Below are 13,281 nucleotides of genomic sequence, written 5' to 3'. Positions count from 1 at the left end.
CGGTTTCCGGCGTCAAGGGAGGAGGGCCACTGTCCCTTTTGCGCCCCCGGCCTACACTGAAAAAGTGACTGTGTCCGACGCCCCCACTCCCCATATCCACCTGCCGGACGGCTCCTGCTGCCAGCCGAAAAAATTTGCACACCTGCACCAGCACACGCAGTACAGCCTGCTCGACGGCGCGGCCAAGCTCAAGGACCTGCTGAAGTGGGCCAAGGAAGTCACGCCCGAGGGTCAGACTCCGGCGCTTGCCATGACCGACCACGGCAACATGCACGGGGCGGTGCATTTCTACAACTACGCGATGGGGATGGAGGTCAAGCCGATCATCGGGTACGAGGCGTATGTGGTGCCCGGCTTCGGCACCCGGCGAGACCGCAGCCGCGCTCAGGACGGGGAAAAGGGCATCTTTCACCTGACGCTGCTCGCCCGCGACTTCGAGGGCTACCAGAACCTCTGCCGCCTGAGCAGCCGCGGCTACACCGAGGGCTACTACTACAAACCCCGCATCGACCACGAGCTGCTGCAGGAGCATCACAAAGGCATCATCGCCTTTTCCGGCTGCCTGGGCAGTGAAGTGCAGCAACTGCTGATGCAGGGGCGCGAGGACGACGCGCGGGCGCGGCTGCTGTGGTACCGCGAGCTGTTCGGAGACAACTACTTCATCGAGATTCAGGACCACGGCCTGCCCGAGCAGAAGAAGAACAACCCCATTCTGAAGGCCTGGGCGCAGGAACTCGGCATCGGCATGGTGGCGACCAACGACGGCCACTACGTCAAAAAGTCCGACGCCACCGCGCACGAGACGCTGCTTGCCATTCAGACCAAGGCGACGCTGGCCGACGAGAACCGTTTCAAGTTTCCCTGCGACGAGTTCTACGTCAAGAACCTCGAAGAAATGCAGCGGGCGCTGCCGGTCTCCGAGTGGGGCGAGGAACCCTTCGACAACACCGCCCACATCGCCGAGTTGTGCAACGTGGAACTGCCGGTGGGCAAAAAGCGCCAGTACCAGATGCCGCAGCTGCCCATTCCCGAGGGCCGCAGCATGGCCGAGGAACTGCGGGTGCAGACCTACGCGGGGGCCGTCAAGCGCTACCCGGCGCACCTGACCGAGGGCCTGCTGCGCGACTACGCGGCCCGCTCGCTGGCGGAACTGGGCGAGGCGGACGCGGCGCGGGTGCTGAAGCGCACGGGCGGCTGCGACAGCGCGAGTTGCGACCTCGACACGCTCTACACCCTGCTCGCCTTTCTGGGCAGCGAGTGGGAAGCGCGCGGCAAGGAGGCGGGCGAGAAGTACACGCCTTACCCGGCGCTGGAAAAGATGGAGCAGGACGGCGAGAGTGGTACGCTGCCCGCTTACGCCCACGCCGATTGCCGCGCGGCCCGGCGGCAGGACTCGGACACCAGCATTGAACTCGACCCGGATACCGACGACGAGGAAACCACCCGGAGCCACCACCGCTACGCGCTCAAGCTGCTGCGCCGCGCCGAGTACGAGCTGTCGGTGATCAACAACATGGGCTTTCCGGACTACTTCCTGATTGTCGCCGACTACATCAATTGGGCCAAGGACCACGACATCAGCGTGGGGCCGGGGCGTGGGTCGGGCGCGGGCAGCCTCGTCGCCTACGCCATCCGCATCACCAACCTCGACCCGCTGGAATTCGAGCTGCTGTTCGAGCGCTTCCTGAACCCCGACCGCATCTCGATGCCCGACTTCGACATCGACTTCAACGACGCCCGCCGCACCGAGGTCATCGGCTACGTGCAGGAAAAGTACGGCACCGACAAGGTCGCCCAGATCGCCACCTTCGGGACGATGGCGAGTAAGGCGTGCCTGAAAGACGTGGCGCGCGTGATGGGCCTGGAATACGCCAAGGTGGACAAGGTCAGCAAGCTCATCCCCATCAAGTTCGGCAAAAGCTACTCGCTGGAGCAGGCGCGCGAGGCGGTGCCCGACATTCAGCAGATGCTCGCCGAGGACGCGCAGTTGCTCGAAGCCTATGAGTTCGCGCAGAAGCTTGAAGGCCTGACCCGTCACGCCTCGGTGCACGCGGCGGGGGTGGTCATTGGCCGCGAGGAGCTGACCAACCTCGTGCCGGTCATGCGCGACACCTCCGGCGAGGGGCAGGTCTGCCAGTACGACATGAAGTCGGTCGAGGACATCGGCCTGATCAAGATGGACTTCCTCGGCCTGCGGACGCTGAGCTTTCTCGACGAAGCCAAACGCATCCTGCGCGAGTCCGGCACCGATTTCGAGGAGAAATACGGCGACTTCGACCACATCCCCTTCGACGACGAAAAGACCTACGAGCTGATGAGCCGGGGCGACACCAAGGGTGTGTTTCAGCTTGAGGGCGCGGGCATCGCCGACGCGAGCCGCCGCCTCAAGCCCCGGCGCCTGGCCGACATCATCGCGCTCTCGGCGCTTTACCGCCCCGGCCCGATGGAAAACATCCCCACCTACGTCCGGCGCCACCACGGCATCGAGGAAGTGGACTACGACAAGGACGGCTTTCCGAACAGCAAGCAGTGGCTGGAAAAGATTTTGCAGGAGACCTACGGCATTCCGGTGTACCAGGAGCAGATCATGCAGATCGCGTCCGAGGTGGCCGGCTACAGCCTGGGCGGGGCCGACCTGCTGCGCCGCGCGATGGGCAAGAAAGACGCCGAGGAAATGAAGCGGCAGCGCCAGCTGTTCGTGGTGGGCGCCAAGGAAAAAGGCGTGCCCGAGGACGAGGGCAACAAGCTGTTCGACATGCTGGACGCCTTTGCGAACTACGGCTTTAACAAGTCACACAGCGCCGCCTACGGGGTCATCACCTACCAGACCGCGTGGCTCAAGGCCAATTATCCGGTGCAGTTCATGGCCGCGCTGCTGACCGTCGAGCGCCGCGACTCCGACAAGGTGGCCGAGTACGTCAGCGACGCCCGCAAGATGGACCTGCACGTGCTGCCGCCCGACATCAACCGTTCGAGCAGCGACTTCGCGGTGGCCGGCGAGGAAATCCTTTTCGGGCTGTACGCTATCAAGGGGCTGGGCGAGAGCGCCGTGCTCAGGATTCTGGAGGAGCGCGAGAAGGCCGGAGCATTCAAGTCGCTGGCCGACTTCTGCTCGCGCCTGGGCAACAAGGTGTGCAACCGCAAGGCGCTTGAAAGCCTGATCAAGTCAGGGGCCTTCGACGCCTTCGGAGAGCGGCACCAGCTCATCGAGAGTCTGGAGGACGCCCTGGAGGACGCCGCCGGCACCGCCGAAATCAACGCCCGCGCCCAGAGCGGCATGAGCATGATGTTCGGGATGGAGGAAGTCAAAAAGGAGCGCCCGCTGCGCAGCAGCATTGCGCCGTACAGCGATCTCGAACGCCTCGCCATCGAGAAAGAGGCGCTGGGCCTCTACATTTCCGGGCACCCGCTGGAGCAGCACGAGGGCCTGCGCGAAGCCGCGAGCTGCCGCGTCAGCGACCTTGACGCCTGGTTCGCGCTGCAAAACGTGGCTCCCGGCAAGCGGCAAAAAGCCGTGCTGGCGGGCATGATCGAGGGCGTGGTCAAAAAGCCCACCAAGTCGGGCGGCATGATGGCCCGTTTTATCCTGGCCGACGAATCGGGGCAGATGGAACTGGTGGCCTTTTCGCGCGCCTATGACCGGATTGAGCCCAAGCTGGTCAACGACACGCCCGCGCTGGTCATCGTGGAACTGGAAGCCGAGGACGGCGGCCTGCGCGCCATCGCCGAGGAAATCGTGAGCATCGAGCAACTGTCCGAGGTGCCCAAGGTCATGTACGTGACCATCGACCTCGAAACGGCCAGCCCTGACGCGCTGGGCGACTTTCAGAGCGTGCTGGACGAGTACGCCGGCAGTATGCCCACCTACCTGCGGCTGGAAACCCCTGAGCAGTTCGTGGTGTACCAGCTCGACCACGGCATGGGCAGCCCCGAGGCGATTCGGGCGCTGAACCAGACCTTCGCCTGGGCCGACGCCCACCTCGCCTACGACCAGCAGACGATTCTGGGCCGGTTTGCGCCCAAGCCGCCCGCCTGGATGAACCGGCAGCAGGGGGGCGGGATGCGGGCGTGAGCGAAACGCTGCAGCAGCTTTATGACGAAGCGGCAGAGCGACTGGAAGCGTTCCACAAAGACTTGTTAACGTGGGTGGACGTCGTCGCCTCGGCAGATGCCTGGATTCTTCAATTGCCACAAAGTCCAGAGGCTCTGATAGAAGTCAGCCTGAGCCAATCTCGTTTGCGAGACGGAATAGACGCGCTGGGCCAGCTCAGCTGCCAAAGCGATGAAGCTACGGTTTTGCCCTTCCTGAAGGCTCTTTGGCGCGAGAAATATCAAGCAGGTCAAATAGATGAACTCTCCCTGACGGAACAGGCCAGAAGCCTGCTCGGCGTCTACATTCCTTACATCTCTGATGAGTATGTACAAGTTCGCGGCCTTGAACATCTTATGGATGAAGCTACAGGGACCTATTTGCTGACCGACGAACAGAAGCAGAAAGCGTTGCTGACATTGGAAAGAGAGTTACGCAAATGGCTCAACAGTTAGGCGGCGACCTCCGCACCGAAGCGACCCCTCAGCACCTCCTCTCGCGCGAGGGCTTCACCAGAGGCGCAGAAATTGTCGCCTGGACGTACGGCTGGAAGTCGAAGAGACAATAGAGCTCTACTGGTTCCGTGTCCGTTCAAGACGCGTGGCTAGGTCTTGACCCTCGACAAAAGACAACAAAAGCAGGGCAGAGGCTGCGGCACAACTTCGCCAGCCTCTGCCCCGTTTGTTAGGGCTTACTTCAGTTTGACGATGCGGTCCTGCGCGCCGCCCGCCACGCCGGGGTGAGCGACGATGTAGGCCGTGAGGGCGTCGAGGTCGCTGACGTTGGGCAGTTGCAGCACGTTGGTGCCCGAGGCGAAGGTGGTGAAGTTGTCGCCCCCCGTCGAGAGGAAGGAGTTGAGGGTCACGCGGTAGGTCTTGGCGGGGTCGAGTGTGACGCCGCCCAACTTGATGCTCGCCGGGTCCACCCGGTTGCCCGCTGCCGCCGTGCTGTCGTAGCTGTAGGTAAAGTTCTTGCTGACCTGCAAGACGCGGTTCTGGCCCGCCGAGGGGTTGTCGAACTGCTGCTCGAGCAGCGCCTTGATCTGGGCGCCGGTCAGGTCCATGACCACCAGCGTGTTGCCGAAGGGCTGCACGGCGTAGGCGTCCCCGAAGGTCACGGTGGTGCCGCCGCCCGTCGCGTTCAGGTCGGCGCGGATGCCGCCGGGGTTCATGAAGGCGATGACGGCGCCCCGGTCGGCGGTGGCGGCGAGCTGCGAGTCGGCAATCAAGTCGCCCAGTGCGCTTTCGCCCGCCGCGTTGGTCGTGCGCGAGATGGTCGGCGCCGCCAGGGAGCCGATGGCCCGCTGCTTGACCGCGTCGGTCAGCGACTTGGCGCGGCCCACCAGCGCCGTCATCTCGGCGTTCTTGGTGATGGTGTTCGGGTCCATCACCACGTTGGCGGCGCGGATGTCGGTGACCTTGTGTTTTTGGAGGTCAATGGTCATGTCGAGGCGCTGCAACAGGTGGCCGTAGTAGTCGCCCTGAATCACAGTGCGCCCATTGACCACGCAGTTGTAGCCCTGGTGGGTGTGCCCGCTGATGACCGCGTCCACGGCGGGGTCGAGCTTGTTGACGATGTTCACGATGGGGCCGGTCAGGGTGCCGCAGGCGGGCTTGTCGAAGCCGTCTTTGGACACGCCGCCCTCGTGAATCAGCACGATGATGGCGTCTACGCCCTTCGCTTTCAGCTCAGGCACGTACTTGTTGATGGACTCGGCTTCATCGAGGAATTTGAGGTCGGCCACGCCGTCGGGGCTGACGATGGTGGGGGTGGTCTTCGTCACCGCGCCGATAAAGGCGATTCTGGCGCCGCCAATCTCCTGAATCCCGTAGGCCGGCAGGGCCGGCTTGCCAGTCGCCTTGACCTCCACGTTGGCGCCCAGCCAGCTAAAGGTCGCGCGGGGGTAGGGGTTCTGGAACTTGCAGGCCTTGTCGGGCGCGTTGCTGTCGCAGCCGCCATTTTGCATCCGCAGCAGTTCCTTGTAGCCCTGGTCGAACTCGTGGTTGCCCAGGCTGCTGTACTGCATGCCGAGCTTGCTCAGGCCGATCACGCTGGGCTCGTCCCGCAGCAGGCTGCTCGTCACGGGCGAGGCGCCGATCAGGTCGCCCGCGCCCACGAAGGTCAGGTTGGCGTTCTTGGCGCGCTCCTGGTCGAGGTAGCCGCCGATGACTTCAATGCCGCCGGTCGTCAGCTTGACCTGCTTGGTCGGGTCCTTGGGGTCGGGCACCATAACCCCGGCGAACGAGGTGGGTTCGAGGTTGCCGTGAAAGTCGTTGAGGCCGACGACCGTGACCTTCGTCGTGGCGGGCTTTTCCTGTTCAGGCTTGGACGGTTCCGGGGTCGTGGAGCAGGCGCCCAGCAGCAGGGACGCGCCGATCAGCAGCAGGTTTTTCTTCATCTGACCTTTATTGTAACGTCTGGAAGTTCAGCCGATGGTCAGGCGCTGTCTCCCGGCGTCCATACCCAGGAGACGACACTCAAATAGACATCTGCCAGTGTCTTCTCAGCGGTGCGGGCTACCCTGACCCCATGTTCGCCGCCCGCCTTCTTAGTTCTGGGGACCTCACCGCCTGAGTTTCCCGGCGCGGCACCGGCCCCCTTCCCAGCGTGGAGGGGGGATTTTTCGTCTGGCCGAACATGAAGAGCCAAACGTGGAGGAATTTTGATGACCGATGCCTGGAACGCCGAGCAGTACCGTGACCGCCACGCTTTTGTCTTTCAGTCGAGCGAAGACCTCGCCGCCGAGTGGCTGCGCCCGCAGCCCGGCGAACGGATTCTGGACCTCGGCTGCGGCAGTGGTGAACTGACCGCCCGCATCGCTCAGAGCGGCGCGCAGGTCGTGGGCGTGGACGCCAGCCCCGCCATGATCGCCGCCGCGCAGAGCAGCTTTCCCGCCGTGCCGTTCGAGGTGCAGGACGCCCACGCCCTCACCTTTGGCTCCGAGTTCGAAGCCGTATTCAGCAACGCCGCGCTGCACTGGATGAAGCCGCTGCCCCCAGTGTTCGGACGGGTCGCCGCCGCGCTGAAACCGGGAGGCCGCTTCGTGCTGGAAATGGGCGGCGCGGGCAACGTGCAGACCACGCTGGACGCGGTGGCGCACGCCACGCACAAGCTGGGGCTGCCCGAGTTGCCGCCGCCGTGGGTGTTTCCGACGGCGGGCGAGCTGTGCACCGGGCTGGAAGCCGCCGGGATGCGGGTCGAGCGGCTGCACTGGTTCGAGCGGCCCTCGCGCCTGCCGGGGGAAGACGGCTTCCGGGCGTGGTTGGAGGGCTTCGGGCAGGTGTGGCTCGCACCGTTGGGGGCCGAGGAGCGGGAGGCCGTGATTCGGGAAGCCGCCGAGTTTGCGCGGCCCCGGTTGTGGGACGGGGAGGCGTGGGTGAGTGATTACCGGCGGCTGCGGGCGTTGGCGGTGAAGACCGGGAACTGAGGCTTATGCTTGAGGCCTCTTTCCAGCCTGCTTTCTGCCGAGGTTTCCATGCGCCGATATCTGCTGCTTCTGAGTCTCGCCCTGACCGCCTGCACGTCCCAGAATGCCCCCACTCCGGGCGAGGACGCCCTGGCCCAGCTTCCCGCCCTTACCCTGCAATGGTCCTTCCCCGACCACAAAGTCACCGGCTACACCACCCTGCTCGGCACCCTGCTGCTCGGCGGGCGTCAGGTCACGGCGATTGACACCCGCACCCACCAGCTCGCCTTCAAGCTTCCCCTCGACACCGAGAACCTCCGCACCAATTACGCCACCCTGGACGACAAGCTCATCGCTCTGAACGGCAAGAACGCTGACGTCCTCACCGTCTTTGACCGCTCCGGCCAGATCCTGAACACAGTTGCTGTTCCAGGGGGCACCCGGCAAAGTCTAGGCCAACTCGGTCCTTTCGTCGCCGGCAGCTCCCTCTATGTGGTTTCTGGTGCCCGGCTTTACCGCTACCGCACCGCTGACCTCCTGCGCCCAGACGCTCAGCCCGTCTGGGTTCGCAACTATCCCGGCTTCCGTCTGGCGAGCTTGATCGTCAGGGATGAAGACCGTCTCTTTGTCAGTACAAGCGCCGAGACTTCCCACCAGCTTATCGCCCTCAACAGTCAGGGAGAGACCCGCTGGGCTGTAGATGTTTCCCCTAAAACTCTTCAGAACACAGGTGCTTTCGCTTTGAGTCTGTACAAGAACCTGATCATTGCCCAGGCAGGCGTCGCTGGACTTCAGGCTTACGACGCGGATACTGGCGAAAAAGCCTGGAAGAAGTTCCCCGACATCAACGTCTGCCCCGGTGGGCAGGCGAACACCGCCTTCCGCATGAGCATTGCAGACGACAAGGTGTTCATCGGTCCCTGGGGTGGGACGTGCATCCTCGCTTACCACGCGGCGACGGGGGAACTCGCCTGGGTGTTCGACGCGCCGAACCATGTCACCTTCGACACGACGCCGCTGGACGTGAACGGGGTGGTGTACGCCTCAAACTCGCGGTTGTGGGCGCTGGACGCCGAGACAGGCAAGGCGCTCGCGGTGGGGCGGGAGAACCTGAGCGACAACCTGGGGGCGCCGCTGTCGTATGACCCGGCGGGCCGTCAGGTGCTGCACTGGGGCGCGGCGGGTGTCCACGCCTACCAGCCGCTGCGTTAAAGAACCTGGCGCACCGCCTCCAAGAACCCCCCTTCATCCGCCGTGCTCCCCTGCGCCAAATCGGGCTTGCCGCCGCCCTTGCCTCCAGTAACAGCCAGTGCCGCGCGCAGAACGTCGCCCGCCTTCACGTCGGGGTGGGCGCTCGCCACGCCGCAGCGGCCCCCCGGCCCCACGGCGGCCAGCACCTCGCCTGCCGGCACAGCGGTCAGAACTGGGGCAAGCAGCGCGGCGTTGTCCAGCGTGAGCAAGCGCAGAGGCGGCGTGCCTTCAGCAGAAGCCGCAGCCACCAACTGAGCCGCGAGGCGGGCGCGTAGAGCGTCGGCATCGGCGCGGGCGGCGCTCAGGTCAGCGCGGAGAGCCGCCACCCGCTCGGGCAGTTTGTCCACCGGGGCGCTGAATTCCTGGGCCAGCGTGCGGGCGCTCTGGTAGACGCCGGAGAGGTACTCGCTCGCTTCCTCACCTGCCATAAAGACCACCCGGACCTGACCGCCGCGCACCCGCTCGGTTCGCAGGATGACCACCGGGGCGCACATGGCGGCGCCGGGAACGTGGGTGCCGCCGCACGCGCTCACGTCGAAGAAGTCACCGTCGCTGCCCCGGAACATCACCAGCCGCACCTGCCCGCCCACCTTGCTCTCGCGGCGCAGGGGATAGTTCACCAGTTCGGCTTCGGGCACGATGGGCGTTTCCAACGTCAGTTCGTCGCGGCCCAACGTCTCGCGGAGCAGCGCTTCGGCGGCGCGTATATCGGCCTCGCCCGGGTCGCCCAGAAAATCGATGGTGCATTCGGGGCCGGTCATGTTCACCGAGGCGACCTCGAACGCAGGATTCACTCGCCGGAACGCCTGCGCCAGCAGATGCTCCGCGCTGTGGCGCTGGGTGTGCCGCCAGCGTGGGCCGGGGTCCACTTCGCCTGTTACCTCTGCACCCACGGGGGGCAACTCGCCGTCCACCCGGTGCCACACCGTGCCCGTCGCCTTGTCCTTGCGGGCGTGTGTCACCCGAGCCTCACTGCCCGGCCAGCGCAAGAGTCCCACATCGCTGCTCTGGCCGCCGCTTTCGGGGTAAAAGGCAGTCGCGGCCAGCGCCACCTCTTGCCCCTGTACGTCCACCACCGACGCGGCGAAGGTGAGCGGCTGGTAGGGGTCGTGGTAGAGGGGACGGGTCATGGGAGGCAGGATAGGGGAACGGGCCCCTGGCAAGCAGCCCGGCGCGGCCTTCCCCACCCCTGCTACCCTACGTCCCGATGTACCAGACTGTTCGCCCGCTGCTGTTCCGGCTGGACGCCGAGGACGCCCACCACCTCACCCTGCGCGGGCTGGAACTCGCTTCGGGGGTGCCGCTGCTGCCCCGGCTGGCCCGGACGCTGACGGTGCCGGGAACACAGGGGCCAGGCGACGCGGCGCTGCGGCGCACGCTGTGGGGGCAGACCCCCTCGGAGCAGACTTTCGAGTCGCCGCTGGGCCTCGCGGCGGGGCTGGATAAAAACGCGCAGGCGGTGCCGGCATTCACGGCATTCGGCTTCGGCTTCGTGGAGGTCGGCACGGTCACGCCCCTCGCGCAGAGCGGCAACGAGCGGCCCCGGCTGTTCCGGCTGCCCGAGGACGAGGCACTCATCAATCGCATGGGCTTCAACAACGGCGGCACGGCGGCGATGCACGCCCGGCTCGCGGTGCTGACCGACCGGGCCGCGCCGGTGTGGGTCAACATCGGCAAAAACAAGGTGACACCCAACGAAGACGCCGCCGAGGACTACCGCAAATGCGTACGGGCCCTGGGGGACTTGGCCGACGCCTTCGTGGTCAACGTAAGCAGTCCCAATACACCGGGCTTACGGGCACTGCAAGCAGCAGACGACCTCGCCGCGCTGGTCCGCGCCGTGCTGGATGAGGTGGAAGCGGGCCGGGTCCGCACCCTGCGCCGTCCGCCGGTCCTGGTCAAGCTGGCGCCCGACCTGCACCCCGCCGACTTTGAGGCCAGCGTGGGCGCGGTGCTGGACGCGGGCGCGAGTGGCCTTATCATCTCCAACACCACCCTGTCCCGGGGCGGCCTTTCCCACCCCAACCGCGAGCAGGCCGGAGGGCTCAGTGGGCGCCCTCTTACTGACCGCTCCACCGAACTCGTGCGCGACGCCTACCGCCTGACGCGGGGCCAGGTGCCCATCGTCGGCGTCGGCGGCGTATTCAGTGCCGAGGACGCCTACGCCAAGTTGCTCGCCGGGGCCGATTTGGTGGAGGTCTACTCGGCGCTGATCTACCGGGGGCCGGGCCTGGTCCGTGAGATCAACGCCGGTTTGGTCAAACTGCTGGAGCGCGACGGCGTGCGGAACATAGCCGACGTGGTGGGCCAGGGATAAGGGGAAAGAAGTGGGTCTGGACGCCCCCTCTCCTGCGAAGCTTTTCAAGTCTGCAAGCAGCTCTGCGAGTCCCACAAGGGGCGAGGGTCAAAAGACGCCTTAGCTTTGGCCCTTTTCACTGCTGCACAAATAACCGAGAAACGCAGAACGCCAAGGCCGTCGGGCGCTGAAGGCGCACGGGCCTCGCGTCGGTAAAAATCACGAGCGTCCAGACCAGCCCAAGCACTTGAGGAACGCCGCCCGTCAAGCGCTATGACAGCCATGTGCCCAGTGCCAACGTCAACTCCCCTTGCCCCTTTGGGGTAAGGGGCTGGGGGATGGGGCTAGAAGCTATAGCCTCAACCCTCACCATCCCCAGCAAATCACCGCTCCCAGGGCCACGCGCCAGGCGCCGCCGCCACGCCCAGGGCGCGGGGACCGACGTGGACGCTCAGGACCGGGTTCACGCCGGTGCGGTCCGACCAGACGATGGGGTGGCGTGCGGCGAGCTGTTCCAGCGCCTGATCGGCATCTTCGGGGTGCGTGCCGTAGAGCAGACCCACCCGCAGCGGGGTGCCTTCGCCGTACTTGCGGGTGACCTGACTGGTCACGGCCTCGATGCCGCCCCGGTAGCTGCGGGCGCGCCCGGCGTTGACATAGGTGCCGGTTTTCTTGTCCACCATCACCACAGGCTTGAGGTTGAGCAGCCCACCCAGCGCCGCCGCGACGGTGCCGATGCGTCCGCCCCGGCGCAGGTATTCCAGCGTTTCGATGGTGAACTGCAATTCGGTTTCGGCCTGCACGGCGTTCATCCAGGCGATGGCCGTCTCCATGCTTTCGCCCCGCTGCGCCGCCACGTTCGCCGCGTGGACCTGAAACGCCTGCGCGGCGCTCAGGGTCATGGAGTCGTGCAGCGTGACCTGCCGGCCCGCGAGGTCACGGGCCTGTGCGGCGGCGTTGCGGCTCCCGCTGAGGCCCGAGCTGATGGTCACGGCCAGAATGTCGGTGCCGCTCGGCACGGCGGCGTAGGCGTCGAGCCACTGCTGCGGCGAGGGCTGCGAACTCGTCGGGTGCGCGGGGTTGCGCCCGAGTTCGTCGTAAAGCCACTGCCGGCTCACCTCGTTCATGGGGTAGGAGCGCTCACCGAACGCGACGGAAAAAGGCGCGACGGGCACGTCGTTGAGAAGGGTAGGGTAGGCGTCGAGGCCCCCATCGGTCACGACAGCAAAACTGGGCATGGCAGTCATCGAATCTCCTGAGCGTTCATCTGCTCGAGCAGCTTGAGGGCGGCGGTGTGGTCTTCCTGCGGGCCGACCACGTGCGCGGCGGCGCGGATGAGGCCCGCGACCTGCGCCAGTGTGGGCGCACTCGCTTTGGCGCTTTGCACCACGTCGAGCGCGATGCCGGTGTCCTTGGCGAGCAGGCCGAGCGCGAACGTGACCGGAAACTCGCGGGTCAGCACGCGCTGCGGAATCAGGTTCTCGGAGGCGTTGGAGCGGCCACTGCTCGCGTTGATGACACTCAGCGCCGCGCCGAGGTCCACGCCGCTGCGCCCGAGCGCCGCCAGCCCTTCGCCCGCCGCCCAGAGGTTGACGGCGAGCAGCATGTTGTTCACGGCCTTGACCGCAAAGCCCGCGCCGGTCTCGCCCACCCGCACGACCTTGCCCGCGAAGGCGAGGTGCGGGGACGCGGCGTCAATCTCATCCGCCGGGCCGCCGAGCATCACGGTCAGCGTTCCGGCTTCGGCGCCGCTCGTGCCTCCACTGACCGGGGCATCGAGAAACTTCACGCCGAGCGCGTCGAGGGTCTCACGCTGGCGCCGGGCCGCGTCGGGGTGCCCGCTGGTGCAGTCCACCCACACGGTGCCGGGCCGCAGGTGCGGGCTGAGCGCGGCGATGATTTCGTCCACTTCGGCGCTGGTGGGCAGGCAGGTAAACAGCACGTCGGCCTGCGCGGTGTCGGCGAGCGAAACGGCCTCGCTGCCAGCGCGCGCCGCGTGGTCCTGCGCTTTGGCCTCCGTGCGGTTCCAAACGAGGGCGCGGCCCCCGCCGCTCGCCGCCTGCGCTGCGAGGTGAGCGGCCATCGGAAAACCCATCGCTCCAAGGCCGAGAAAGGCGGTGGTGATTCCGCTTCCGGCACGCGGCTCAGCGGCGGAAGCGGCAGAAGAAGTCCCCATGCTCCCAGGCTAGTGCCTGAAACTGGGCAGGGGAAAAAAGCTGAACCCGGTCAAAAGTTCAG

At 65.9% G+C, this 13,281-nt stretch carries 9 protein-coding genes; 5 read left to right on the top strand and 4 right to left on the bottom strand.

The annotated features are described in order from the left end of the window. The first annotated feature begins 64 nt into the window (after positions 1–64). Positions 65–4,072, top strand: coding sequence for a DNA polymerase III subunit alpha (gene dnaE, locus DR_RS02615; protein ID WP_010887152.1), 4,008 nt, complete (start codon positions 65–67; stop codon positions 4,070–4,072). Beyond that, a complete protein-coding gene (locus DR_RS02610; RefSeq protein WP_010887151.1) occupies positions 4,069–4,545 on the top strand; it encodes a hypothetical protein in 477 nt (158 codons plus the stop codon). Before dnaE ends, DR_RS02610 begins: the two co-directional genes overlap by 4 nt. 236 nt (positions 4,546–4,781) lie before the next feature. Here DR_RS02610 and DR_RS02605 read toward each other — a convergent pair whose 3' ends face one another. Continuing rightward, on the bottom strand, positions 4,782–6,488 hold the full coding sequence (locus tag DR_RS02605; RefSeq protein WP_010887150.1) for a bifunctional metallophosphatase/5'-nucleotidase: 1,707 nt from the start codon (positions 6,486–6,488) through the stop codon (positions 4,782–4,784). 267 nt (positions 6,489–6,755) lie between these two features. Between DR_RS02605 and DR_RS02600 the strand changes: the two genes are divergently transcribed. Both DR_RS02600 and DR_RS02595 read left to right on the top strand, forming a co-directional pair. After that, entirely contained in the window at positions 6,756–7,517 is a 762-nt protein-coding gene (locus tag DR_RS02600) for a class I SAM-dependent methyltransferase (protein ID WP_027479544.1), read from the top strand. A gap of 48 nt (positions 7,518–7,565) precedes the next feature. Then, entirely contained in the window at positions 7,566–8,708 is a 1,143-nt protein-coding gene (locus DR_RS02595) for a PQQ-binding-like beta-propeller repeat protein (protein ID WP_027479545.1), read from the top strand. On the opposite strand, the gene DR_RS02590 is transcribed toward DR_RS02595, so the two are convergent. Next, positions 8,705–9,877: a serine-tRNA(Ala) deacylase AlaX gene (locus DR_RS02590; RefSeq protein WP_034349482.1), complete on the bottom strand. Its 1,173-nt coding sequence runs from the start codon at positions 9,875–9,877 to the stop codon at positions 8,705–8,707. The two genes, DR_RS02595 and DR_RS02590, sit on opposite strands and share 4 nt — an antisense overlap. A 77-nt stretch (positions 9,878–9,954) precedes the next feature. Between DR_RS02590 and DR_RS02585 the strand changes: the two genes are divergently transcribed. Next, complete coding sequence (locus tag DR_RS02585; RefSeq protein ID WP_010887146.1) at positions 9,955–11,064, top strand: quinone-dependent dihydroorotate dehydrogenase; 1,110 nt, start codon at positions 9,955–9,957, stop codon at positions 11,062–11,064. 362 nt (positions 11,065–11,426) lie between these two features. Here DR_RS02585 and DR_RS02580 read toward each other — a convergent pair whose 3' ends face one another. Together DR_RS02580 and DR_RS02575 are read right to left on the bottom strand one after the other, a co-directional pair. Then, positions 11,427–12,290, bottom strand: a complete 864-nt coding sequence (locus tag DR_RS02580; RefSeq protein WP_010887145.1) for a DegV family protein — start codon at positions 12,288–12,290, stop codon at positions 11,427–11,429. Beyond that, positions 12,287–13,219, bottom strand: a complete 933-nt coding sequence (locus tag DR_RS02575) for an NAD(P)-dependent oxidoreductase (RefSeq protein ID WP_010887144.1) — start codon at positions 13,217–13,219, stop codon at positions 12,287–12,289. Before DR_RS02575 ends, DR_RS02580 begins: the two co-directional genes overlap by 4 nt. Positions 13,220–13,281: the final 62 nt, after the last annotated feature.

The organism is Deinococcus radiodurans R1 = ATCC 13939 = DSM 20539 (assembly GCF_000008565.1).
Classification (GTDB): Bacteria; Deinococcota; Deinococci; order Deinococcales; family Deinococcaceae; genus Deinococcus; species Deinococcus radiodurans.
Note: the sequence above shows the minus strand (reverse complement) of the source record. Positions and strands in the feature narration are given on the sequence as shown.